The sequence below is a fragment of the Erwinia sp. 009765445 genome (genome assembly GCF_058137865.1).
Genome location: NZ_JBYUWC010000010.1, coordinates 156,752 through 179,637 on the forward strand (window position 1 = coordinate 156,752; position 22,886 = coordinate 179,637).

General features: G+C 56.2%; 23 protein-coding genes. 10 read left to right on the plus strand and 13 right to left on the minus strand.

The window, feature by feature from the left end:
- Position 1: 1 nt before the first annotated feature.
- The 4 genes from AC3Y5R_RS13115 to AC3Y5R_RS13130 all read right to left on the minus strand — a co-directional run bounded on the left by AC3Y5R_RS13115 (position 2) and on the right by AC3Y5R_RS13130 (position 3,566).
- Positions 2–937: a D-ribose ABC transporter substrate-binding protein gene (locus tag AC3Y5R_RS13115; RefSeq protein WP_489921703.1), complete on the minus strand. Its 936-nt coding sequence runs from the start codon at positions 935–937 to the stop codon at positions 2–4.
- Positions 938–1,032: 95 nt separating this feature from the next.
- On the minus strand, positions 1,033–1,830 hold the full coding sequence (locus AC3Y5R_RS13120) for a GolD/DthD family dehydrogenase (RefSeq protein ID WP_489921704.1): 798 nt from the start codon (positions 1,828–1,830) through the stop codon (positions 1,033–1,035).
- Positions 1,831–1,842: 12 nt separating this feature from the next.
- Entirely contained in the window at positions 1,843–2,760 is a 918-nt protein-coding gene (locus AC3Y5R_RS13125; protein WP_489921705.1) for a transketolase family protein, read from the minus strand.
- On the minus strand, positions 2,760–3,566 hold the full coding sequence (locus AC3Y5R_RS13130; protein WP_158785300.1) for a transketolase: 807 nt from the start codon (positions 3,564–3,566) through the stop codon (positions 2,760–2,762). Before AC3Y5R_RS13130 ends, AC3Y5R_RS13125 begins: the two co-directional genes overlap by 1 nt.
- A 357-nt stretch (positions 3,567–3,923) precedes the next feature.
- Between AC3Y5R_RS13130 and AC3Y5R_RS13135 the strand changes: the two genes are divergently transcribed.
- The 9 genes from AC3Y5R_RS13135 to AC3Y5R_RS13175 all read left to right on the plus strand — a co-directional run bounded on the left by AC3Y5R_RS13135 (position 3,924) and on the right by AC3Y5R_RS13175 (position 14,182).
- Positions 3,924–4,715 carry a DeoR/GlpR family DNA-binding transcription regulator gene (locus AC3Y5R_RS13135; protein WP_158782877.1) on the plus strand — a complete coding sequence of 264 codons (792 nt, stop codon included), beginning with the start codon at positions 3,924–3,926 and terminating at the stop codon, positions 4,713–4,715.
- A 424-nt stretch (positions 4,716–5,139) separates the two neighbouring features.
- Positions 5,140–5,658 carry an SH3 domain-containing protein gene (locus AC3Y5R_RS13140; RefSeq protein WP_489921706.1) on the plus strand — a complete coding sequence of 173 codons (519 nt, stop codon included), beginning with the start codon at positions 5,140–5,142 and terminating at the stop codon, positions 5,656–5,658.
- Positions 5,659–5,696: 38 nt separating this feature from the next.
- Positions 5,697–6,917, plus strand: coding sequence for a type IVB secretion system protein IcmH/DotU (gene icmH / locus AC3Y5R_RS13145; protein ID WP_489921707.1), 1,221 nt, complete (start codon positions 5,697–5,699; stop codon positions 6,915–6,917).
- Positions 6,917–9,031, plus strand: a complete 2,115-nt coding sequence (tssM, locus tag AC3Y5R_RS13150) for a type VI secretion system membrane subunit TssM (protein ID WP_489921708.1) — start codon at positions 6,917–6,919, stop codon at positions 9,029–9,031. The genes icmH and tssM overlap by 1 nt, the downstream gene beginning before the upstream one ends.
- Positions 9,032–9,046: 15 nt before the next feature.
- The gene (gene tagF / locus AC3Y5R_RS13155) at positions 9,047–9,745 is read left to right on the plus strand and encodes a type VI secretion system-associated protein TagF (RefSeq protein ID WP_489921709.1); all 699 of its coding nucleotides are present in this window, start codon (positions 9,047–9,049) and stop codon (positions 9,743–9,745) included.
- Positions 9,746–9,782: 37 nt separating this feature from the next.
- Positions 9,783–10,949, plus strand: coding sequence for a type VI secretion system-associated FHA domain protein TagH (gene tagH / locus AC3Y5R_RS13160; RefSeq protein WP_489921710.1), 1,167 nt, complete (start codon positions 9,783–9,785; stop codon positions 10,947–10,949).
- Positions 10,946–11,722 carry a PP2C family protein-serine/threonine phosphatase gene (locus AC3Y5R_RS13165; RefSeq protein ID WP_489921711.1) on the plus strand — a complete coding sequence of 259 codons (777 nt, stop codon included), beginning with the start codon at positions 10,946–10,948 and terminating at the stop codon, positions 11,720–11,722. The genes tagH and AC3Y5R_RS13165 overlap by 4 nt, the downstream gene beginning before the upstream one ends.
- 14 nt (positions 11,723–11,736) lie before the next feature.
- Positions 11,737–12,687, plus strand: coding sequence for a hypothetical protein (locus AC3Y5R_RS13170; protein WP_489921712.1), 951 nt, complete (start codon positions 11,737–11,739; stop codon positions 12,685–12,687).
- A gap of 52 nt (positions 12,688–12,739) precedes the next feature.
- The gene (locus tag AC3Y5R_RS13175) at positions 12,740–14,182 is read left to right on the plus strand and encodes a serine/threonine protein kinase (protein ID WP_489921713.1); all 1,443 of its coding nucleotides are present in this window, start codon (positions 12,740–12,742) and stop codon (positions 14,180–14,182) included.
- A 40-nt stretch (positions 14,183–14,222) separates the two neighbouring features.
- Here the strand turns inward: AC3Y5R_RS13175 and AC3Y5R_RS13180 are convergent, their stop codons facing one another.
- Both AC3Y5R_RS13180 and chaB read right to left on the minus strand, forming a co-directional pair.
- Positions 14,223–14,900: a gamma-glutamylcyclotransferase gene (locus AC3Y5R_RS13180; RefSeq protein ID WP_489921714.1), complete on the minus strand. Its 678-nt coding sequence runs from the start codon at positions 14,898–14,900 to the stop codon at positions 14,223–14,225.
- 355 nt (positions 14,901–15,255) lie between these two features.
- Positions 15,256–15,486 (minus strand): putative cation transport regulator ChaB, encoded by a 231-nt coding sequence (gene chaB, locus AC3Y5R_RS13185; protein WP_489921732.1) that lies wholly within the window; start codon positions 15,484–15,486, stop codon positions 15,256–15,258.
- Between the two features lie 401 nt (positions 15,487–15,887).
- Here chaB and chaA point away from each other — a divergent pair, with 401 nt between their 5' ends.
- Complete coding sequence (gene chaA / locus AC3Y5R_RS13190) at positions 15,888–16,985, plus strand: sodium-potassium/proton antiporter ChaA (protein WP_158782867.1); 1,098 nt, start codon at positions 15,888–15,890, stop codon at positions 16,983–16,985.
- Positions 16,986–17,085: 100 nt separating this feature from the next.
- On the opposite strand, the gene AC3Y5R_RS13195 is transcribed toward chaA, so the two are convergent.
- From AC3Y5R_RS13195 to hemA, 7 genes are read right to left on the minus strand one after another with little or no spacing between them, the layout of a single operon-like run.
- Complete coding sequence (locus AC3Y5R_RS13195) at positions 17,086–17,499, minus strand: META domain-containing protein (protein WP_489921715.1); 414 nt, start codon at positions 17,497–17,499, stop codon at positions 17,086–17,088.
- A gap of 53 nt (positions 17,500–17,552) precedes the next feature.
- Positions 17,553–18,407, minus strand: coding sequence for a 3-deoxy-8-phosphooctulonate synthase (gene kdsA, locus AC3Y5R_RS13200; RefSeq protein WP_158782865.1), 855 nt, complete (start codon positions 18,405–18,407; stop codon positions 17,553–17,555).
- Between the two features lie 15 nt (positions 18,408–18,422).
- A complete protein-coding gene (sirB1, locus tag AC3Y5R_RS13205) occupies positions 18,423–19,232 on the minus strand; it encodes an invasion regulator SirB1 (RefSeq protein ID WP_158782864.1) in 810 nt (269 codons plus the stop codon).
- On the minus strand, positions 19,229–19,627 hold the full coding sequence (locus AC3Y5R_RS13210; RefSeq protein WP_489921716.1) for a SirB2 family protein: 399 nt from the start codon (positions 19,625–19,627) through the stop codon (positions 19,229–19,231). Before AC3Y5R_RS13210 ends, sirB1 begins: the two co-directional genes overlap by 4 nt.
- Before the next feature lie 14 nt (positions 19,628–19,641).
- Positions 19,642–20,469 carry a peptide chain release factor N(5)-glutamine methyltransferase gene (prmC, locus tag AC3Y5R_RS13215; protein ID WP_489921717.1) on the minus strand — a complete coding sequence of 276 codons (828 nt, stop codon included), beginning with the start codon at positions 20,467–20,469 and terminating at the stop codon, positions 19,642–19,644.
- Positions 20,469–21,551 carry a peptide chain release factor 1 gene (gene prfA / locus AC3Y5R_RS13220; RefSeq protein ID WP_489921718.1) on the minus strand — a complete coding sequence of 361 codons (1,083 nt, stop codon included), beginning with the start codon at positions 21,549–21,551 and terminating at the stop codon, positions 20,469–20,471. Before prfA ends, prmC begins: the two co-directional genes overlap by 1 nt.
- 43 nt (positions 21,552–21,594) lie before the next feature.
- Positions 21,595–22,851 (minus strand): glutamyl-tRNA reductase, encoded by a 1,257-nt coding sequence (hemA, locus tag AC3Y5R_RS13225; protein ID WP_489921733.1) that lies wholly within the window; start codon positions 22,849–22,851, stop codon positions 21,595–21,597.
- Positions 22,852–22,886: the final 35 nt, after the last annotated feature.

The window sequence follows — 22,886 nt, forward strand, 5'->3', positions numbered from 1 at the left end:
ACTACGATTTGTAATTGAAATCCTGCACCTTAGAGGCGTTATCCGGCCCAATCAGAATGCCGCGGAACATCACGCGCTGCTTCTCGGGTTTGGTGCCCTTCTGGATAAAGTTGTCGAGGTCGGTTACGCCCTGCGCGGCAATAGCCTGGGCCTGCAGCATCACGGTAGCCTTCAGCGAACCGGCTTTCACCGCGTCACGTTCGTCGTTACTGCCGTCGATGCCGACCACGATCACGTCGCTACGGTTTGCTGCCTTCAGCGCGGCAATGGCACCCAGCGCTACCGGCCCGTTGCCGCAGATCACCCCTTTCACATCCGGTTGAGCCTGCAGAATGCTGTCCATAATGCGTTTGCCATCGATCAGCGTGCCTTTGGCATCCTGTTTCGCCACGCTCTGCAGGTCCGGATACTGGTCAAGCACCTGGTGGAAGGATTTGGAACGGGTTACGCAGTTGTTATCTGCAAGGTTGCAGGTCAGCTCGGCGTATTTGCCCTTTTCGCCCATTTTCTCGACGAAAACGTTGGCGACGTCGGAACCAGCCTGGAAGTTGTTGTGGGTGATTTGCTCCAGCGCAACGTTATCAACCGGAATTTCGCGGTTGATCAGCACCACCGGAATACCGGCATCTTTGGCTTTCTGAATCGCTGCGACGCTGGCGGTGGAGTCGGCGTTATCGAGAATAATACCCTGCACTTTTTTGCCGATAGCCGCATCGATCAGCTCGCTCTGCTTTTTCACGTCTTCGCCGTGAGAAAGAACAGAAGTTTTATATCCCAGCTCCTGCGCTTTCATGTTCGCCCCTTTCGCTTCTGAGGCGTAATAAGGGTTATCCAGCGAGTTCACCATGATCATAATGGTGCCCTTATCGGCAGCCAGTGCAGCGTGAGAAAATGTGCAGGCTGTGGTAACGGCTAATACTGTTAAACGCATGTTCATAATGATGTTCTCTCAATATTGTAGGTACAGCGTTATGGTTTTTTATGTAGGGTATTGCGTTTGTCGTACAACTCTTCTCTGGTCTGGGCGCAGTATTACCAAATGGTAAATCCGCCATCGATCATCAGATCGGCGCCGGTAATCATGTCGCTGCCGTTACCGGCGAAGAACAGCACCGCAGCGGCGATTTCATCGGTATAAGCAAAGCGGCCAAGCGGGATCAGTTTCTTCATCGTTTCGCCCTTCTCTCCGCGCCAGGCTTTTTCGCCCATCGGCGTCAGTACCACGGTTGGCGACAGCGTGTTAACGTTAATTTTGTGCGGGGCAAACTCTTTCGCCATCACTTTGGTCATGCCCAGCAGACCGGCTTTGGCTGAGGTGTAGGCCACATGGTTATCGATGGCGATGGAGGCCGCCTGCGAGGCGATATTGATAATTTTGCCGCCCTTGCCTGCTTTCACCATGCGCCTGGCAGCCGCCTGCGAGCATAGAAACGGCCCGGTGAGGTTCACCGCGACCTGCTTTTCCCACTCGCTGAACTCGGTTTCCAGCACCGGCTGCAACATCACGTAACCTGCGCAGTTCACCAGGATATCAATCTGGCCGTAATGCGCCTCCACTGCCGCGAAGGCTTTTTCCACAGATGCGGGATCGGTCACATCACACTCAACAAATTGCACACGATCGGCATCAAATTGCCCGGCCACGTCACTCACTTTGCCGTGTTCAAAGGCCGGGTACAGCAGCGCCAGCTTCGCACCTTTCGCCAGCAGCATCTCATTGCTGGCCATGGCGATACCCCCCAGACCACCGGTGACTACTGCCACTTTGCCACTCAGGTCCGTATTGCTGTCCACGCCGTAACGCAGGCTGACGTCATATTCATTGCTCATTGGTGGCTCTCCTCAGGCTGCGGCAACAACGTGTTGCAGCGTGGTACGCAGGCCTTCCGCATCGATGCGGAACTGGCTGCGCAGGGCCGCACGGCTGCTGCTGTGGGTAAATTCGTTAGCGGGAATACCCAGCGGAGTGAAGCGCTGGCGCAGACCGTGCTTGTGCAGTATCTCGCCAATAATGCTGCCCAGGCCGCCGCTCAGGGTGTGTTCTTCCATGGTGAGCACCTGCTGATGGCTGGCGATCAACTTCACCACGGCAGCTTCATCCAGCGGCCACAGAGAAGGCAGTGACACGATGGTAATGCTGTCGTCTTTGGCAGCGAGTGCCTCGTGGGCCAGCGTGCCCATGCAGAACACCACTGTCTCCTGTCCCTGCTGCAGGACTTCGGGTTTGCCCGGCACAAATTGATAGTTCTCGTCGTGCAGTACCGGCACTTTGTCACTGTCCATACGGATATAAACCGGGCCAGGATGCTGAATAGCATAGCGGGCAATGGCGCTGGCCTGCACCGCATCAGCCGGCGCGAAGATTTGCAGGTTGCCGAAGGTCCGGGCGATAGCAATATCGTTGGTGCAGTGGTGTGTGGCCCCGAGTGGGCCATAGGCGAAACCGGCGTTCAGGCCCAGCATTTTCACGTTGGTTTCGGTGTAGCAGATGTCGTTCTTCACCTGCTCGTTAGATCGGGCAAACAGAAACGGTGCCGCATTGGCGGTAAATACCGTGCGGCCGCTCAGGGCCATTCCTGCCGCCATGCCAACCATGTTCTGTTCGGCAATACCCACGTTAACCACCCGCTCAGGGTAAGCCTTCTCAAATGGGGCAATTTTCGAGGTGGACGTGGAGTCTGCCACCATCACGCTGAGGTTAGCGCCTTTGCCCTGCTCGTCCACCAGCGTGGCGATTACAGCGTCGCGTAAGTCTTGCATCAGTCTTCCTCCAGCTCTGCCAGCCCCAGGGCCAGCTGCTCATCATTGGGTACAGAGTGGTGCCAGGCCGGGACATTGGCCATAAAGGAGATACCGTGCCCTTTTTCAGTGTTGGCGAGGATCACCCGTGGTTTGCCAGCGGAAGGCTGGTTCACCGCGTCAGCGATTGCCTGCGGATCGTGGCCGTCGCACTCCAGCACTTCGAAACCGAATGCCAGCCATTTGTCCGCCAGCGGCTCCAGCGGCATGATGTCTTCGGTTTTGCCCGCCAGCTGCAGACGATTACGGTCGACGATGGCGATCAGGTTATCGAGTTTGAATTTGCTGGCGGACATTGCCGCTTCCCAGTTGGAGCCTTCCGCCAGTTCACCGTCACCCAGCAACACGAAAGCGCGGCGGTGGCCGAGACCGGAAAGTTTGTTGCCCAGCGCCAGGCCCACGCCAATCGGCAGACCGTGCCCCAGACCGCCGGAGTTAATTTCCACCAGCTCCGGTAATTTCTGGCGTACCGGGTGCCCGGCCAGCAACGTATCGTCGCCCATAAACTGGTCGAGGATCTCAGGCGAAATCATGCCCATTGCCGCTGCACTGCAGTACAGGCCGCCCGCGCCATGGCCTTTCGACAGAATGAAGCGATCCTGATCCGGCCGTTCGGTTCCCCGGTCCATCACGCCCATAAATAATGTGCAAATGATGTCCACTTCAGAGAGATCGGCCCCCGTGTGGCCTTTCCCAGCCCGATGATTCATTTGCAGAACATAGCGCCGGGCCTGCCGCGCTGTCTGTTTGATTGCCTGAAAGTCCATCATTACCTCAGCTCATCGTCATGCCGCGTAGGGGATAGCGGCCCATTCATTTTCGAATAAAAATATAATCTATCGTTTTATGGCATTTTGTGCCGCAGATCAAATTTCAAACAAAAGCCATTAGAAAATATAACTCATTGAAATATGGACTTACCCGCACATAAACAGGTAATCTATCGCTGAATCGCTGGAAAAAAACGTGATTTATCAACAATCACCCTAAAATTAATTTTCGTTCGAAAATATAAATTACCGGGAAGGATACTCGCATTCGGTTTGAACGAGGGGTAATATTTGCCATAACAACAGGGCCGACGGGGGTTGAGGCCCGATCCTCAGGTGAAGGGAGTGTTTCGGTTGAAAAGCAAAAATGAACAACTGGCGGATATGCAGCAGCGCCGTGAGAAAATCCTTGAGATGATCCGCGAGGACGGCACGGTCACCGTCAAAATGCTGACTGAAGCCTTTAACCTGACAGAAGCGACCATCCGTACCGATCTGCGTATGCTGCAGAAAGAGGGATATGTGCAACGTTATCATGGCGGTGCCACCCTGATGACCGGCAAGCAGAATACCGGTGCGCTGCTGCTGGAACGGCAAACTCATCTGAATGAAAAGGATGCCATCGGCAAACTGGCTGCGCAGCATATCGAAAATGGTGACACGATCATTTTCGATTCCGGCACCACCACCACGGCGATTGCCCAACATATTACCCATATCCGTAAATTGTCGGTGGTCACCACCGCAGTGAATATTGCGCTGATGCTGGGCGGCGAACCGGGGATCAACATTCTGCTGACTGGCGGGACGTTTAAATTCCCCACGCTTTCCACTTCCGGTGAAAAGGCAGCCAGCTTTTTCGAAAACGTGCTGGCGGAGAAGTTGTTCCTGGCCACTGCCTGTATTTCACCCCGACTGGGACTGAGCTTCCCGAGCGAAACGGATATCAAGGTCAAAAGCGCGATGATTAACTCCGCCAACACCGTCTATGTGGTGGCCGACTCCAGCAAGATAGACAAAGTGTCGATGTTTGCGCTGCCTTGTGACTGGAGCAATATCCATTTTCTGATCACCGACAGCGGCATCACGCCGGAGTCGGTCAGGGCTTTTGAAGCGCTGGGGGTGAAGGTGCTGATTGCGGAGTGATCCGATGTCACTTTGCCCGCCCGTGTGAGAAAAACACTGTCACATCTGACCGGGATTTGGCTGAAAAGAGCGGTGCCTGATAAATTCTTCATGCCGGAAAACCCATCAGATAATCTAATCATTAAAGTCCCAAATCTTCGCACAGGAAGAGGCCGGTTGAAGCCAGTCAGGGTGAATCGGCCCGAACCCTATAATCAATCCTAATCAAATTAGCCCGCTGTCAACTTTACCGCTTACTTTGCCACCTGCGGGGCAGCCGTTAACATGTAAAGTCGCACGCTGCAATGGTTCCCATTCCCAAAAGCGTCATGTAGACTGACAGGATATTTATCTTTCTGTAAACCTGAATAATTTTTCATGCGCAGAGGCCAGCCGGTCTTCTGCGTAAGAGTGGGATTTTGCTTGTGGACTATAAGACTCACTGATGATATTCACGAGGATCAATGTGAAAATAAGCATCGCGTTAACCCTGCTGGCAGTACTGACCCTGGCCGGATGTAAAGCACCTCCGCCTCCGGTTACTGATGACACCCTTGTCACATCGGAAGTGGATGGTGTACAGCTGACGCATCGTCATGCAGTACAGGCACCAAACTCTTTCAACCCGGTTAATGAAACTTACCGTGCTCTGTATAACGCCTCGGTAATGAGCAGCCCTGACTTTGGCGGTAAAATTATCCGCTACCTGGATAATGGCAAGCCGTTCACCGTGCTGGGCGAGGTGGAAAACCACTGGCTGGCCGTGGCAGAAGCAGATCAACAGCAGCTGATCGGCTACGTCCCCTTCAAGGCCGGAGTAAAAGCCGAACTCTACGATGCCACTATCAAAGGCGATCGGCCGCGTGTACGTAAAAACAGCAGCGCTAAGAAGGTTTGCGTTGACGTGGGTGGAAAGAGCAAAGCCTGTCGCAATAATGATACAGCGACCTGGATCCTTGAATAGGCCCGGCAGCTGCCGCACAGCAGAGACAGTTAAGTTTGATGACCCCGGAATACCCCGCTGACAAGCCTCTCTCCGTCAGCCAAGAGAACCCGTTACTTGCCGCTGCTGCACCATTGCTCAATGCCATTGTGCAGATACGTCTGGCGGCAACGCATGACGATCCCGCCGGCCTGCGTCAGCAGCTCGTCGATGAGATCCGCCAGTTTGAAACCCGCAGTAAGCAGGCCGGTTTACCTTTCGATATCATTATCGGTGCCCGTTACTGCCTGTGCAGTGCGCTGGATGAAGCCGCTGCACAAACCCCGTGGGGAACGCGCGGCGTCTGGTCCGGCAATGGGCTGCTGGTCACCTTCCATAACGAAAGCTGGGGCGGTGAAAAAGTGTTTCAGCTGTTGTCGCGCATTTCCCAGACGCCGGGGCAACATCTCTGGTTGCTGGAAGTGATCCACTACTGCCTGCTGCTGGGGTATGAAGGACGTTACCGGGCGGTCGATCATGGCCGTATTCAGTGCGACTCGGTGCGTACCCGCCTCGCCCAGTTAATCATTGATACCCGTGGCGTGCAGCAGTCGCCAGCGCCGCCGCAACCGCTGGCCTCTTCCGGGCAAAATACCCTGTGGCGTCCACCGGTTCCACTCTGGGCCTGTATTACCGTTACCGCTTTTATTGCCTGCCTGATCTACACCGGCCTGAACTGGCGACTGGGCAACTCTGCCGAGCCGCTGTTGCGCTCAATCTGGCAGACGCCGTTACCAAAACTTGAACTGGGCAAACGCAGCCCTTCCACCAGATCGCTGCTGGACATCCGCCAGCGGCTGGACGATTTGATCTCTGCACGCCAGCTGGACGTGACTGATGGCACCAGCGGCAGCAAAGTGATTGTCGCTGCCGACAAGCTGTTCAGCGATTCCGGCACCGATCTGACTCCGGAGGGCCGCGCCATCATTACCCGCGTTTCTGCGGCTATGGACAATATTAAGGGAACCGTCCTGGTGAGTGTTTATACTGACAACCAGCGCGTGCGCTCAACCCACTTCGCCTCCAGCTATGAATTCTCGTTGGCACAGGCCCGCAGTATCAGCACCCTGATGCAGCAACAGATGCAGACGCCAGGCCATATGATCCGCAGTGAAGGTCGGGGAGACAGCAGCCCGCTGTTACCGAATGACAGCCGGGAAAACCGGGCGCAAAATCGCAGGGTTGAAATTATTCTCTTCCCGGCACCAGAAGCGCCGGCCGGTAAAGCGGGGAAATCCTGATGCCATCCACTTTTACGACTGTGCTCCTGAGCCGGTTACTCTGGGGTTTCCTCGGGATCACCGCCCTCTCCGCGCTGATCTGGATGATCGGCCCGCAGTTCTCATTCAGCGACTATCACTGGCTGGAAAACAACCTTAATCGCCAGATTGTCATCGGGTTGTGCTATTTCCTGTGGATTGTCTTTCAGCTGATCCCACAACTCTACCGCGCGTGGTTTAACAGCAAGCTGCTGAATAATCTGCAGAGTTACAACGTGGATCATGCTGAACAGGCAGCTACCGAAGAGCTGCTCAGCGCCCGCTTCAGCGAAGCAGCAATACTGCTGAAGAAGATCCAATTTTCCGGTCGCCAGACGAAGAAAAAGCGCGGCTGGCTGCAGCGTTTCAGTGCCCAGTACCTCTATCAGCTGCCGTGGTACATGATTATCGGCGCACCGGGTGCAGGCAAAACCACCGCGTTGATCAATTCAGGACTGGATTTTCCTCTCAGCGACAGCATGGGTAAAACGGCCCTGCGCGGCGTTGGCGGCACACGTCATTGCGACTGGTGGATCACTGAAGAGGCGGTGTTGCTGGATACCGCAGGCCGTTACACCCTGCAGGAGAGCCTTCGCGCCCGGGATGCCAGCGAATGGCAGACTTTTATCAACCTGCTCAAGCGCTACCGCACCCGCCAGCCAATTAACGGCGTGATCATGACCCTCAGCGTGGCCGATCTGCTGAGCGACTCTGCGGAAGCGCGTTTCGCTCAGGCCACCTCGCTACGCCAGCGCATGGCCGAGCTGCACCAGCAAACCGGGATCCACTTCCCGGTCTATGTGATGGTCACCAAAACCGATCTGCTGAAAGGGTTTATGAGCTACTACGCCACCCTGGACAAGAACCAGCGTGACCGTATCTGGGGTTTCAGCTTCCCGTGGGAGGCCGACCGCAACAGTGAACCCGCGCTGAACGCCCTTTTTGAACAGCAGTTCAGCAACCTGACTCTACGCCTGCAGGAAGAGCTGGCCGGGAAAATGGCGAAAGAGAGTGATTTAACCCAGCGTGCCGACTGTTTCCTGTTCCCGCAGGAATTTGCCTCATTGCGCCCGCTGCTGGCGGAATATCTCGATATAGTCTTTTCACCGGAAAATGGCGGAATGCCGTGGTCAGCCCGCGGATTGTTCTTCACCAGCGGTACTCAGGAAGGTCTGCCCTTCGACCGGATTATGGGTGAACTGACGCGCAAGCTGCAGCTGCCGCAGGCTGTTGATCACTCCATCGCCAGCTGGGATACCGTTAACCGCAACGCCCCGATCCCGGCGAACAAGGGCCAGAGCTACTTTATTCGATCATTGCTCAGCGACATGATTTTCCAGGAAAGCGGCCTGGCTGGCAGTGATCGTTCCTGGGAGCACCGCAACCGCGTACTGCACTGGGCGGGTTATGTTTCGATGGGTGTGGCGCTGCTGATTACCGCACTTTTATGGACCACCAGCTATTATAAAAACCAGCACTATCTGCAGCAGGTATCGGCACGCCTTGCGCCGGTGGAGCAGCAGGCCCGGCAACTGGCGGCGAATAATAAGGGCGATATTCTGGATCTGCTACCCTTCTTAAACAGCCTGGTCGCGCTGCCGCAGAGCGACAGTTTTTCACTGGAAGACCCGCCGCTGAGCATGCGCGGAGGGCTGTATCGTGGCGATCAGGTCAGTGACGCGGCCTGGGGCTTCTATCAGAATGCGTTGAAGATTCTGCTGTTGCCGCGCGTGGCGCAGAATATTACCGCCACGCTGCGCAACGATAAGGGCGATGACAGCGAATTCAGCCGTAATGCCCTGCGCGCCTATCAGATGCTCTATCAGCCGCGCAGTTACGATGGTGAATTCTTACGTGGCTGGGTGATGCAAAACCTGCAGCGCACTCTGCCCGCCAACGTCACCACCCGCCAGTTACAGCAGCTTGACTGGCACCTCAGCCAGCTGCTGGATCGGCAAATTCAGACCTCGCCGTTCGCCAGGGATAACGCGCTGATGATGAAGATGGCAATCAATCTGGACAATACGGGGCAAAAATCCCCGGCGATGACGGCAGGGATGGCCGCACAAGAATCGGCTTCGTCCGACGATTACTAGCCCGAGGGGTTCACGATGCCAGAGAACAATAAGCTGGGTTGGTACGGCAAGCTGCCAGGCACCGGTGACTTTTTACAGTGGCGGATCCCTGAGGCGATTGTCACCAACTGGTCAAACTGGTTTCTGCTGGGACTGACCCACTGGCATCATCACAGTGAAGGCGTCAGCGAGCAGTTCTCTCATGCGCCGGTGTGGAATTTCGCCCTGCCAGCCACGCTGGGCGTCCAGCGTGTGCAAATTGGCTGCCTTCTACCGTCACGTGACCGCGTTGGGCGTTCATGGCCGCTACTGGCGCTGCAGAGCGTGCGGGTGGCCCAGTGGCATCCGGCTCAGCTGGCAGTCTCAGGCGACTGGTTTCAGCAGTTGGGTGAAACGCTGCATCACGCCGTCAGCGCTCCGTTCAGTGCTGAACAACTGGAGCATGAACTGCTGGCGCTGCCTCCCCTGTCGCTGCCTGACACCGGCCGTTCGGATATTATGGATGTGATCGGCTATCAGGATCTGCCCTGTACTCTGGCATGGCGCGAAGTGGCGGTAAAGTTCGACCCGATGCAGTACACCAGCTACTGGTGGACCAATCAGAGTGATGGCTATCCACTGGCCAGCCACAAACACAGCGGAAATCTGACCGCTCAGCTGTTTTCTCAGTTATTCGATCCGGCCGCTGTGGCACAGCCGGGACGACATGGACTCTATCCGCCGATGTTTGAATAGAGTTATTTGGCCCAAGGCCTGGCTTCAGGAAAAGCGCATGCGATTTACCATTGTTGAGAGCAAAACCGAGGTACCCGTTAACGCCTGTGAATTTGTGCCGCCTGGCGGCACGATTGGCCGCAGCGTGGACAACGATTTGGTGCTTCCGGATGCGGATCGGGCCATTTCCCGCCTGCAGGCGGTGGTGCATGTCGCCGGTAATGGCGATTGTCGTCTGACCAACCACGGCAGCGTGATTGCGGTGGTGCATAACCATGCCCCGCTGGCGCGCGGCAGTCAGATTTCACTGCAGCATGGTGACGTACTGGGGATCGGCGAATACCAGATAGCCGTCAGCGACCCGGCCCGCGAGCAGGAGCAAGCCTTCAGCGACGTTGATCCACTGGCATTGTTCAGCCATAACGATACCCTGCCGCAGGATCCGCTGGGTATTTTACATGAGCAGGAGCCGATTCTGGTTCATCCCACGGAACTGCACTCTGCTGAACAACTTGCCGCCCGTACTGCCCGCCAGAATGATGCCCGACTGGGCATTGACCCGGTTAACCATGATGCCCCGCATACCGGGCGCAGAGTGCCTCAGGGCAACGAGCAGCGTCTGCTCGCCGCGCTGATGGAAGGGATGGGGCTGGATAATCATGCCGACAAACCTCAGCTGACCGAAGACCAGATGCGCATTACCGGCCGGATGCTGAGCCTGTTCTCTCAGGGTACGGTGGCGCTGCTCTCCTCGCGTTCAATTCTTAAGCGCGGCGTGAAGGCAGAGATGACTATGATCCTCAATGAAGCCAACAACCCGTTTAAAATCCTGCCTTCCGGTAAAACGGTGCTGATGCAGATTTATCAGAGCCAGATGCCGGGGTTTATGCCACCAGAACAGGCAGTACGGGATGCGCTGGTTGACCTGCAAGCCCACCAGTTGGGAATGATCGCCGGGATCCGCGCCATCATTGCCGCCATGCTGCAATCTTTTAATCCGCAGCGGCTGGAAGAGCATGCGAAGCGCGATGGTAATCTGCCGCGCATGGGGCTGAGCCCGATCAAGAAAGCCGCCCTGTGGGACTACTTCCTGCGCCATTATCAGAACACCTCTGGTGAAATCGAAGACGATTTCCATACCCTGTTTGGCGATGCTTTCCTGCAGGCCTATGACATGGAAGTGAATCAGTACAAAGACTCCCAGATCCAACCGGATGACGAATGAATATTAACTATGCCGCGACTTCGCAGACCGGCGCGCGAGAAAGTAATCAGGATGAAACCGGAGCCCTGCTGGGCGAACACAGTGCCTGTTTCCTGGTCTGTGACGGCGTGGCCGGCACGGCAGGCGGGGAAATTGCCGCCAGGGTTGCCAGAGACGCTTTACTGGCCGAGCTGGTCCATGATTCGGCGATGAATCCCGATGATACAGTGCGCTGGGTCGAAAACGCCGACCTGGCGGTGCGTCAAGCGCAAAGGAATATTCTGAATTTTGAGCAAATGAGCACCACCCTTGCGGCGCTGTTTATTGACCGTGATTTACAGCGCTCATGGTGGGCCCACGCTGGTGACAGCCGCATTTATCACTTCCGCCGGGGGTATATCCACTCGGTGACCCGCGACCACAGCCTGGCACAGCAGTTAAAGGATGCGGGTGTTGATAATGCCGGAATTAACAGTAATTTACTCTATAATGCGCTCGGCGCGGATGGTCCACAGCCGGTCAGTTACAGCACGGTGTTGCCACTGGAAGATGGCGATGCTTTTCTGGTCTGTACCGATGGCTTCTGGTGCAGCCTGACGCCGGAAGAGATGGAACAGGCGTTGCGCATGGTGAACTCCCCTGAAGAGTGGCTGGCGCTGATGCAAAGAGCCATAAACCGCAGCGACAAAAAAGACAATTTGAGCGCGGTGGCGATTTGGATCGGCTCGCCTCAGGAAACCACCCTATTACAATCGATGGCGGACTCTGCTCGCTTTTTACCGCCGCGGGATTAACACCAAGGAACGCTATGAAATATTGGTTGCCAGCCACCGCCACACTGTTGATAGCGACCGCCGCACAGGCGGAGGATTATCGCGTGGTTTACTCCCCCAGCCTGGCGCTGGAAGTGTTTATCGACAACGTTGAGAGTAATGCGCCACAGGACTGGTGCCAGGAAAATATCCATTTACGTATCGTCTCCGGAAAGAGCAAAGAGTCCAGCGTGCTGACCAGTTTCCTGCCCCGCGTCGGCACGCTGTTGCAGAATCAGTGCAGCAAACTTGTCGAGTTGCCCTGGCAGATGACTAACGATACCGGTTCGGTGCTGGCTACCGGCACTGCGGCCAAAGAGCAGAGCTGGCGGCCGATTGTGATTGCTGACGCGACGTCGACGGCCACGGCCAGCAACGCCGAGCCGCTGGATCTTTCCCAGCCCGCCAATAGCGCCCCGCTGCAGCATTTCGATCTGCCGGGCGGCTGCCATTTCCGCACCTGGTGGGATGAAGAAGGCCAGTCGCTGTTTATTCCGGACGGCAAGGATCTCTCCTGCTCAACCGAAGGCTGGCTGGAAGGCAAAAGCGAACTCACGCTCTCCGCTAACGGCAAAACCCAGCCGGTGCCAGTGCAATTTTACGAAGGATTCCCGCTGCGTAACGTCCACCCGGCCAGCGGAGAACTTGATATCGTGGCAGCCAACAATCAGCGACTGGTGGTCAGCAAAAAAGACGCGCCGGACAGCTGGCTGCTGCTGACCTTTAATCCTGCTCTGCACGTCTGGTCCTTTGACGGGGCGCTGCTGGTGAAGATGGACAAAGATCGTGCCGCTGATGCGGATGCGCTGAAAGCCCGCGTGGATACCCTGCGTAAAGCCTGGGGTTCCGTGGTGGATCAACAAGTGAAAATTAATGTGCTGCTGGTTGATGACCTGCATGCAGACCTGGCCGACCCGGCTATTGGCGCCTGGCGCACCGTTAACTAATCCGGACAGTCCCCGGGGATAACAGGACGTTAGCACTGAGAGAGTGTTTACTATGTCGGCAAACGAGAATGCGAAAAACGTGCCCAACGCCCTTCCGGCTGGTTACCGTTTTAACGAGTTTGAGATTAAGGAAGTGATTGGCGGTGGCGGTTTCGGGATTGTTTATCGCGCCTGGGACCACCTGCTTGAGCGCACCATTGCAATCAAAGAGTACCTGCCCATTTCGCTGGCCGCCCGCGATGAAGATCTGGCTATCGTCCTGCGCGGCGAGCGGTACCAGAAGCTGTTTGCGGCTGGCCTGAACAGTTTTATCCAGGAAGCCCGTCTTCTGGCGCGGTTTAACCATCCGGGGCTGCTGCACGTGCTGCGCTTCTGGGAAGAGAACGGCACTGCCTACATGGGTACGCTCTACTACAGCGGCATGACGCTGAAAGAGTGGCAACTGGGTAGCCCGGAGACGCTGACCGACGCCTGGATCCGACAACTGTTGCCGCCGCTGTTCGGGGCCATTGACACCATTCATCGTGCCGGTTACCTGCACCGTGATATCTCACTGGACAATATTCAGATCCAGGAAAATCAGCTGCCGGTGCTGCTGGACTTTGGCTCCGCACGCAAGGAGATCGGCAATCTCTCCGATGAAACGGAGATCATGCTGAAACCCGGCTATGCGCCAATTGAACAGTACAGCGAAGAGAGTGACATTGACCAGGGGCCGTGGACCGACATCTACGCGCTGGGAGCCGTGCTGCACACGCTGGTCACCGGTAACCCACCGCCGGTCAGCGTGGTGCGCTGCATTGAAGATCGCTACGAGCCGCTGACCACGCTGCGGCCGGAAGGCTTCTCGCTGTCGCTGCTCAATGCCATCGACCGTTCACTGGCGATGAAGCCTGAGAACCGGCCGCAAAGCATCGATGAGCTGGCCGCGCTGATTGAACTGCCGGTGAGCAGCGTTGAGCAGTTGGTCACTAACGTCACGCATGTGGCTGAAGAAACGCCTGAGCCGTTGTTGCCAGACCCCGAGCCGGTGCAAGAGCCGGTGGTGCTTGCCTTCAATCCGGGTGCCGGAGCAGCAGAATCGGTTCTCCTTCACCCAGTGCGAAAACTGTCAAAACCGCTGGCGATCCTCAGCGGCGTTGCTCTGCTGGCGGTGATCGCCGTGATGGTCCTGCTGAATCGTGATGACGCGCCAGCCAGCACCGATCGGCCCGCCGTGGCTGGCACCACTGCTCCGGCGGCTCCGGCAACCAGCGCAACCTCACCAGCCGTCGCCGCAAGTCCAATGATGGCAACGGTCTACCTCAAGCTGGATAACAGTCAGAAAGTGACGCTGAACGGCAAGCCGGTGGATGTGAAGCCGAATAACAGCGGTTATGCCTCGCTGAATCTGGCGGCGGGAAGTTACAAAATCGAAGTGCAGACTGGCACCGCGGTGCACAGCCAGCAGCTGGAGATTAACCGGGTGGGAACCTGGCTGATTAACCCGGGCTGACGCGAACTGACATCAGCCCGGTATTCCGGGCTGAGCGGGCTTACCCCGCCATCCCGTTATGACACTGCGTGAGCTCACGGACGCGCTGTACCAAATCGGTCAGGCAGTCATCATACAAGCCCCGCTTCTGCAACTCCTGCTCCAGCGAGAAAAGATACTGAGCATTGGTGCCCAGGGGACCGCTCGCCTGGGCAATCAGCGGCGCGATGGTTTTCGGGCAGGAATCAGCCTCGTAGAGCGCGTGGCGCGGATCCATAACAAACGCCAATGCCGTGACTTTGCGGCCATCGGTCAGTGACAGCTCGCACCAGGTTGGCAGATAGCAGCCGGTTACCATTTCACGCTTCCACAACAGTTCCAGCTCTTCGTGCAGCTTCTCTTCCGGCAGGCAAAATGCCAGCCCGGTGGTTGCGCCGCCCTCTTTCAGCGCCAGCATCCTGCCAGGCTGCATCGCCGTTCCGCGCCCCGCGGTCAGCCGCAGGCAAAACGCGCGATGCCAGCCCTGCAATGTGCCTTCGGCAACCTCGTCGGATTCAAACACCGGGTTCCACATCAGTGAACCGTAGCCGAAAATCCATACCGGACTGTGGTCCGGACGACAGGCCAGAGTGGCTGCCAGCGAGGCTGCACGCTGCTCACAGGTCCATAACAGCGATTCCTCGATAGCGCCAAAAGCCGTGCTGCAATCCGCTTTTTTCAGGAAATCTCTTGTTAACACAGAACCCCTCCAGCCACTGCGCACTCCCTGTTACTGCTGAACCAACTATCCCTGGATGTAAATTATTAAAAAATTCATGATTTCACTGCTAACAATGACCTTATGCCATTTAAGACCGTGCAATCAAGTTTGAAGCGCATCACAAAAGAAAAAATTTTAGTTAACTCAATAATCGGCAAAGCCACACAAAACTTAAGCGGCAAGGGAGAAAGTGTTCAGGGAAATCGCGATATTGTGAGATGCAGGAGGTAAAACCACAGAAAATCTTGTGGGTGTCAGGTTGTGAATCCGGGGGTGATAAGGTCGGGTTGAGAGTTGTGGAAACGTTCAGGGCGAACGGATCGCCCTGCCTGACTCAGTTTTTTTTATGCCACTTATCATCATCGCCTTTCTGGTACTGGTGCTTAACCGCAGACCAGGCAACTTTATGAGCAACTTCTTCTCGTGATTCATCGCCATGGCGATCCTTTTTCTCTCTATACTCATCCCAGGCGCTATTGAAAGCTTGCTGGTAAATGTCCTGCGCATGAGCGGGAAGAACATGTTTTACGCTGTCGGGAAGAGATGATCTGGAACTGTAAGGCATCATAAATCTCCTTTCAAAGGGACACTTTAAGCCTGGCAGAGAAAACTTTTTATTGCTACCTGACGCTTTACGGCACTTCAATAACAAAAAAGGTCAGGAACACTTTTTTCCTTTGTTTTAAGTACCATTCCACCCCTTAAAATAACCATATTTTATTAAATAAAGGTGAAATTAATTACTTTTTTTCATAGGGATAGGATAAATATCCATACTTACCTGCAAGTGATATTTAAAATCACGCCTAACCGTAAAATAATGTAAACATTCACATTTTTAATCCGTCAGCCGTTAAACTGCAGCCGCTTGTAATATAACCAGTTAAAATAAATGATAATATTCCCGCCTGCGATCAACACTTAACGTCAGGCCCGGTGTTGACAGACTTAAGGAAAACGATGCCTATGACTGCGCAAGAAAGCGTTAAAACACGCCATAAAGAGACAACCCTGCTTCTCCCGGTCGCGACTCTGATTATTTTGAGCTTCTTCGGACACTCCTCATCGATGCCGGTCATCGTCGCCATTAACCTGATGGCGCTGGTCGCGATCCTCAGCAGCGCCTTTAGCGTGGTACGTCATGCTGACGTACTGGCACACCGTCTGGGCGAGCCTTACGGTTCACTGATCCTCAGCCTGTCGGTGGTGATCCTTGAAGTCAGCCTGATCTCCGCGCTGATGGCTACCGGGGATGCGGCTCCGGCGCTGATGCGCGACACGCTGTACTCCATCATTATGATTGTCACCTGTGGCCTGGTGGGCTTTGCCCTGCTACTGGGCGGCCGGAAATTTGCCACCCAGTTTGTTAACCTGGCCGGGGTGAAACAGTATCTGATTGCCCTGTTCCCGCTAGGTATTCTGGTGCTGGTATTCCCTAACGCTCTGCCGGGCGGCAACTTCAGCGTCACTCAGGCACTGATGATTTCCGGGATCTCCGCCGCCATGTACGGCGTGTTCCTGCTGATCCAGACCAAAACGCACCAGAACCTGTTTGTCTATGAGCATGAAGATGAGGGCGACGACGGCGACCCGCATCATGGCAAGCCTTCTGCGCACTCCAGCACCTGGCACACCATCTGGCTGATTGTGCATCTGGTTGCCGTAATCGCCGTGACCAAAACGGATGCCACGCCGCTGGAGTCACTGCTGACCCGCCTGAACGCTCCGGAAGGTTTTGTTGGCTTCCTGGTGGCGCTGCTGATCCTCTCGCCGGAAGGGCTTGGGGCAATTAAAGCGGTGCTGGCTAATCAGGTGCAGCGCGCGATGAACCTGTTCTTTGGTTCGGTGCTGGCGACCATTTCACTGACCGTTCCGGCGGTGACCATTATCGCCACCCTGACCGGGCAGCAGCTGATCTTCGGCCTTGAGCCGCCGCAGATGGTGCTGATGCTGGCCGCCCTGCTGCTGTGCCAGGTGTCGTTCTCCACCGGAAGGACTAACGTGCTGAATGGCGCAGCACACCTGGCACTGTTTGCCGGTTATCTGATTACCATCATGCTCTGACCTGCGGGCTGCAACCTGAGGTTGTCAGCCGCAAAAAAAACGGCCCCGGTGAAAAGCACTGCGCTCTTTACCGGGGCCGTTCTGTTTCTGCTTCCCTGAATTAATTATCCGCGATGTAAACCAGAGTATGGCCTGAACCACTCAGCGTCAGCGTTTGTTGATCGAGTTTCAGCCCGGCACCCGCCGTCAGCATTTTGCCGATGGTGGTTTCCCACTCGTTCAGCTTGGGATCGATGCACAGCATCCGTGTGGAAGCCAGGTGCGGCACACTGAGCACGCCGTGCTCCAGTTTGCCCTGACCAAAGAAGCGGTTGCACATCACGCCACTGACCCGCATATCCTGGGCAAAATTAATCCCTGGCTTCATGCCTGCCGGAGGGCTAACCGCCTGACCATCAACGGTCTTCAGCACAAAGCTGCGATCGGTCAGCAAATTATGGGGCCCTTTCTCTGCCCCGGTACTGCAGCCTGCCAGCAGCATGGCTGCGGCAATCAGCACGCCTGTTTTCTTCATCAGTGGATTCCTTGTAAAAAAAAGGCCGGCACTCTGGCCAGCCTCCAGCTTCATCAGTTGCTGGTATCCAGCTCCGGGAAGTTTTTCACCAGATCGTCGAGCGCTTTCATCTGTTTGAGGAAAGGCTCCAGCTTATCCAGCGGCAGTGCGGAAGGTCCGTCGCACATGGCGTTGGCCGGATCCGGATGCGCCTCGATAAACAGACCAGCCAGGCCCACCGCCATACCGGCACGGGCCAGCTCGGTTACCTGACCACGACGGCCACCGGAAGCGGAGCCAAACGGATCGCGGCACTGCAGCGCGTGGGTCACATCGAAAATGACCGGGCTGCCGTCAGAAACCTGCTTCATCACGTTGAAGCCAAGCATGTCGACAACCAGGTTGTCATAACCAAAGTTAGCACCACGGTCGCAGAGGATCACTTTGTCATTGCCGCCTTCGGCAAATTTCTCAACGATGTTACCCATCTGGCCAGGGCTGACGAACTGAGGTTTCTTAACGTTAATCACCGCGCCGGTTTTCGCCATCGCTTCCACCAGATCGGTCTGACGGGCGAGGAACGCAGGCAGCTGGATCACATCCACTACGTCGGCCACGGTCTGCGCCTGGCTGGCCTCGTGCACGTCGGTGATCACTTTCACGCCGAAAGTCTGCTTAAGCTCCTGGAAAATTTTCATCCCCTCTTCCAGGCCCGGGCCACGGTAAGAGCGGATTGAGGAGCGGTTGGCCTTGTCAAAAGAGGCTTTAAACACGTAAGGGATACCCAGCTTCTGGGTCACGGTGACGTAGTGCTCACAGATTCGCATCGCCAGATCGCGGGATTCCAGCACGTTCATGCCGCCAAACAGCACGAACGGCAGGTCGTTTGCTACCTTGATGTCACCAATGCTAACCACTTTTTGTTTCATGTCATCGCCTTATATTTAGTGCAGGGTGATCTGTTTCTGTTCAATCGAATGAATTTGCAGCTTAATCATTTCGCTGACCGGGTCTTCCGGACACTGCTCAACGAAATAGGTCAGGTCGCTCAGCGCGACGTGCTCGCAGTCCAGCTGGGCGAAGATCAGACCACGGTCGCGGATCTCATACGGATCTTCCGGATCCATATTTACCAGCACCTGGCTGACCTGCAGCGCCAGCTCCATCTGCTTCTCTTCCATCAGTGCGGACTTCAGCGTATCGAGCATTTTGTTCAGAACCAGCTGCGGTTCCGCTTCCTGCAGATCGTCGTCATACAGTTCGGCAACCGGGCCGATGTTGCCTTTCAGCCACACTTCCAGCGTGTGTTCATCCAGCGTGTCGCCGTTGAAAGGATTGATCAGCCACATCTCCTCATCAACCCAGTCGGCTCTCAGTATCAGCTGCGTCGGAAATATCACCGGCATGAGCGGCAGCGACAGCTGCCCGGCAATGTGCAGGAAAATGATGCCCAGCGACACGGCGGTACCCTGCCGCGTTTTCAGTACGTTATCCAGCCACAGAGTGTCAGAGAGGCGGTAAACGCCGCTTGCGCCGCCAAAGCCCCACTGCTTCCAGAACAGCTCTATCAGTTTTTCGAGTTGCAGATCCTGTGCCAGCTGCTGCGGAATTGTGGCGCGGGCTTCAGCCACCAGCGCCTCCAGCTGCTTCTTCACGTCTTCAGCAGGGAAATCGGGGCGGATGGTTTGTGTCGCTGCCATCACCGCCTCGCACAGTGGCGTCACTGTGAGATCTACATTTGCTATCGACGTCATACATTCCCCAACAATGGCATTTTGGTGGTAGCCAGATGATAAATCACCCCCAGCACGGCGACCGCCACAATAAAGGCAATCCACCGGATTTTTTGGGCCCGTGGCCTGCGCCCCAGGGCGATAAACCCAAGCGCGATAAAGATAATAACGCCAAACAACTTCTCAGTCAGCCATGCTCCCTGCGGGGAGAACGGATAAAAATGGGTTATTGCCACCAACAGGATACCGGAAAGTAACAGCAACGTGTCATTGAGATGCGGCACAATGCGCACCCAGCGACGCTGGAGCATCACCGATCCAGTCTGCAACCAGTAAAAGCGCAGCACAAACATCAGCGCGGTTACGGTGACAGTCAGCAGATGAAACATTTTAACGGGGCTGTACCAGTCAGCCATGGGTGTTCTCCCGGTTATGGTTTCTGAGCATAAGTTACGCGGTCATTGCCGCCATAATCCTGGCAGGTTGCCACAGAGTAAAACCTGTTTTCGCGCAAAATAGTGCGCACTTGTTCCGCCTGCTGCCAGCCATGTTCCAGCAGCAGCCAGCCGCCGGGCAGCAGAAACTCTCCGGCCATTGCGGCGATAATTTTGATATCTGCCAGGCCGTGATCGGCCGCCACCAGCGCGCTTTCAGGTTCGAAACGGACGTCACCCTGGCTCAGGTGTTCATCGGCCTGGTCTATATAGGGCGGGTTGCTGACAATCAGCGCAAACTGCTCACCGGCCAGCGCGCTGAACCAGTTGCTCAGGCGAAACGAGGCATTGGTTATCGCCAGATTCTGTGCATTGCGCTGCGCCAGCTCAACCGCCGCCGGAATGCGATCCACGCCGGTCACCCGGCAGTCAGGACGCTCGCTGGCCAGTGCCAGCGCAATTGCCCCGGTACCGGTGCCCAGATCCAGCACTTTTGCAGCGGCAGGTAAACGCATCAGCGCCTGCTCCACCAGCAGCTCGGTATCAGGACGTGGGATCAGCGTGTCGGGGGAAACGGCGAGAGGCAAAGACCAGAATTCGCGCTCACCGGTAAGGTAAGCAACCGGCTCGCCACTGGCGCGGCGAGCCAACAGAGGATCCAGCTGTTGCAGCTGCTCCTCACTGAGGAGGGTATCGTCAAAGGCTATCAGCCAGCTGCGGGATTTGCCGGTGACAAACTCCAGCAAAATTTCCGCATCACGCTTCGGACTATCACTGCATGCCAGCTGGAGGATAGCGGCCCGCAGCCACTGACGGATCTCCATTATTCCTGCTCGGACAGAGCAGCCAGCTGATCCGCCTGATATTCCTGTACCACTGGCTCAATCAGCATATCCAGCTTGCCCTGCATTGCCTCTTCCAGACGGTATACGGTCAGGTTAATACGGTGGTCAGTGATACGCCCCTGCGGATAGTTGTAGGTGCGGTTACGGTCGGAACGGTCACCGGAGCCGAGCAGGTTGCGGCGCGTTGACGCTTCTTCCTGTTGACGACGGGCCATTTCGGCCGCACGGATGCGCGAACCCAGCACGGCCAGCGCTTTAGCTTTGTTTTTATGCTGTGAACGCTCGTCCTGGCACTCCACCACGATACCGGTTGGCAGGTGAGTAATACGGATTGCCGAATCGGTGGTGTTAACGTGCTGACCACCCGCCCCGGAGGAGCGGAAGGTATCAATTTTCAGATCGCCCGGATTGATGTCCGGCAGTTCGGCTTCCGGCACTTCAGGCATCACCGCCACGGTACAGGCGGAAGTATGGATACGGCCCTGCGATTCGGTTTCCGGCACGCGCTGCACGCGATGACCGCCGGATTCGAATTTCAGGCGGCCATAAGCGCCATCGCCGATCACCTTAGCGATCACTTCTTTATAGCCACCGTGCTCGCCTTCGTTGGCGCTCATCACTTCCACTTTCCAGCGGCGTGATTCGGCGTAGCGGCTGTACATGCGGAACAGATCGCCGGCAAAAATAGCCGCTTCATCACCACCGGTTCCGGCACGCACTTCCAGATAGCAGCTGCGCTCATCATCCGGATCTTTCGGCAGCAACAGCACCTGCAGCTCCTGCTCCAGCAGTTCACCGGCTTCACGGGCTTGTTTTAGCTCTTCCTGCGCCATATCACGCATTTCAGGGTCGTCGAGCATTTCCAGCGCAGTGTCAATATCATCCTGAGTCTGCTGCCAACGGCGGAAGCACTGGCTGACGTCGGTCAGCTGAGCATATTCGCGTGACAGCGCACGAAAACGCTCCTGATCGGCAATCACGCCAGCGTCACCCAGCATCGCCTCAACTTCTTCATGGCGTTCCTGCAAGGCTTCCAGTTTGGCAACAATAGAAGGCTTCATTGATGGTGTTTTACCTTAGTTGTTCAGAGAGGCGAATAAAACGCTAATCCAGCCCGAAGCTGTCGCGTAAAATCTGCAGGCGTTCAGTATCCCCATCGCGGGCAGCCTGCTGAAGAGATTTGGTTGGTGCATGGATCAAACGGTTGGTCAGTTTGTGGGCCATATCGCGGATCACATCCTGCGGATCGGCACCCAGTTGCAGGGCAGCCATGGCACGGGCTTCCAGTTCAGCGCGAACCCGATCGGCCTGAGAGCGGTAGTCGCGGATCGTTTCCACCGCGCTCTGCGCGCGTAGCCACGACATAAACTCTCCGCTTTCCTGGACGACAATGCTTTCGGCCTGCACGGCGGCGGCTTTGCGCTGCGCCATGTTGCTTTCGATAATCGCCTGCAGGTCATCAACGCTGTAGAGATAGGCGTTGGCCAGCTTGCCCACTTCCGGCTCCACATCACGGGGAACCGCGATATCCACCATCAGCATTGGCTGATTGCGGCGCTTTTTCAGCGCGCGCTCTACCATCCCCTTGCCAATGATCGGCAGCGGACTGGCGGTGGAACTGATAATTATGTCGGCTTCGGCCAGCCGCTCATCGATGTCGGCCAGGCCAATCACTTCCGCGCCAACCTCATCGGCCAGCAGCTGCGCACGTTCACGGGTACGGTTAGCGATAATCAACTTCTGCACGCTGTGCTCACGCAGGTGACGGGCCGCCAGCTCGATCGTTTCACCAGCGCCAACCAGCAGCACGGTAACGGTCGATAAGGATTCGAAGATTTGCCGGGCAAGCGTACAAGCGGCAAAAGCGACCGACACCGCACTGGCACCGATATCGGTTTCCGTGCGTACCCGTTTGGCAACCGAGAAGGACTTCTGGAACATCCTTTCCAGCTCGCTGGTAATGGGCTGGCCACGATGCGAATCGGCAAAGGCTTTTTTCACCTGACCGAGGATCTGTGGCTCCCCTAACACCAGAGAATCCAGCCCGCTGGCCACGCGCATCAGATGGCTGACCGCCTGATCGCCGTGATGCCAGTAGAGGCTCTTACGCACCTCTTCAGGGCTGAGCTGGTGATAATCACACAGCCACTTCACCAATTGCTCCTGCAGGTTTTCCTGCTGCTCAACGCTGAGGTATAACTCGGTCCGGTTACAGGTAGACAGCACCACGCCGCCCTGCACCAGCGGTTGGGCCAGCAGGCTGTTCAGGGCCTGATCCAGCGTCTCCGGCCCGAACGTAACACGTTCGCGCAGAGCAACAGGAGCCGTTTTGTGATTAATTCCGAGAGCCAGCAACGTCATGGTGAGTAGTTTCGGGATATCCCACTGTTGATAGG

Coding starts and splice junctions, on each gene's coding strand:
- AC3Y5R_RS13115 (WP_489921703.1), bottom strand. CDS start 937: ATGAACATGCGTTTAACAGTATTAGCCGTTACCACAGCCTGCACATTT.
- AC3Y5R_RS13120 (WP_489921704.1), bottom strand. CDS start 1,830: ATGAGCAATGAATATGACGTCAGCCTGCGTTACGGCGTGGACAGCAAT.
- AC3Y5R_RS13125 (WP_489921705.1), bottom strand. CDS start 2,760: ATGCAAGACTTACGCGACGCTGTAATCGCCACGCTGGTGGACGAGCAG.
- AC3Y5R_RS13130 (WP_158785300.1), bottom strand. CDS start 3,566: ATGGACTTTCAGGCAATCAAACAGACAGCGCGGCAGGCCCGGCGCTAT.
- AC3Y5R_RS13140 (WP_489921706.1), top strand. CDS start 5,140: ATGATATTCACGAGGATCAATGTGAAAATAAGCATCGCGTTAACCCTG.
- icmH (WP_489921707.1), top strand. CDS start 5,697: ATGACCCCGGAATACCCCGCTGACAAGCCTCTCTCCGTCAGCCAAGAG.
- tssM (WP_489921708.1), top strand. CDS start 6,917: ATGCCATCCACTTTTACGACTGTGCTCCTGAGCCGGTTACTCTGGGGT.
- tagF (WP_489921709.1), top strand. CDS start 9,047: ATGCCAGAGAACAATAAGCTGGGTTGGTACGGCAAGCTGCCAGGCACC.
- tagH (WP_489921710.1), top strand. CDS start 9,783: ATGCGATTTACCATTGTTGAGAGCAAAACCGAGGTACCCGTTAACGCC.
- AC3Y5R_RS13165 (WP_489921711.1), top strand. CDS start 10,946: ATGAATATTAACTATGCCGCGACTTCGCAGACCGGCGCGCGAGAAAGT.
- AC3Y5R_RS13170 (WP_489921712.1), top strand. CDS start 11,737: ATGAAATATTGGTTGCCAGCCACCGCCACACTGTTGATAGCGACCGCC.
- AC3Y5R_RS13175 (WP_489921713.1), top strand. CDS start 12,740: ATGTCGGCAAACGAGAATGCGAAAAACGTGCCCAACGCCCTTCCGGCT.
- chaB (WP_489921732.1), bottom strand. CDS start 15,486: ATGCCTTACAGTTCCAGATCATCTCTTCCCGACAGCGTAAAACATGTT.
- chaA (WP_158782867.1), top strand. CDS start 15,888: ATGACTGCGCAAGAAAGCGTTAAAACACGCCATAAAGAGACAACCCTG.
- AC3Y5R_RS13195 (WP_489921715.1), bottom strand. CDS start 17,499: ATGAAGAAAACAGGCGTGCTGATTGCCGCAGCCATGCTGCTGGCAGGC.
- kdsA (WP_158782865.1), bottom strand. CDS start 18,407: ATGAAACAAAAAGTGGTTAGCATTGGTGACATCAAGGTAGCAAACGAC.
- sirB1 (WP_158782864.1), bottom strand. CDS start 19,232: ATGACGTCGATAGCAAATGTAGATCTCACAGTGACGCCACTGTGCGAG.
- AC3Y5R_RS13210 (WP_489921716.1), bottom strand. CDS start 19,627: ATGGCTGACTGGTACAGCCCCGTTAAAATGTTTCATCTGCTGACTGTC.
- prmC (WP_489921717.1), bottom strand. CDS start 20,469: ATGGAGATCCGTCAGTGGCTGCGGGCCGCTATCCTCCAGCTGGCATGC.
- prfA (WP_489921718.1), bottom strand. CDS start 21,551: ATGAAGCCTTCTATTGTTGCCAAACTGGAAGCCTTGCAGGAACGCCAT.
- hemA (WP_489921733.1), bottom strand. CDS start 22,851: ATGACGTTGCTGGCTCTCGGAATTAATCACAAAACGGCTCCTGTTGCT.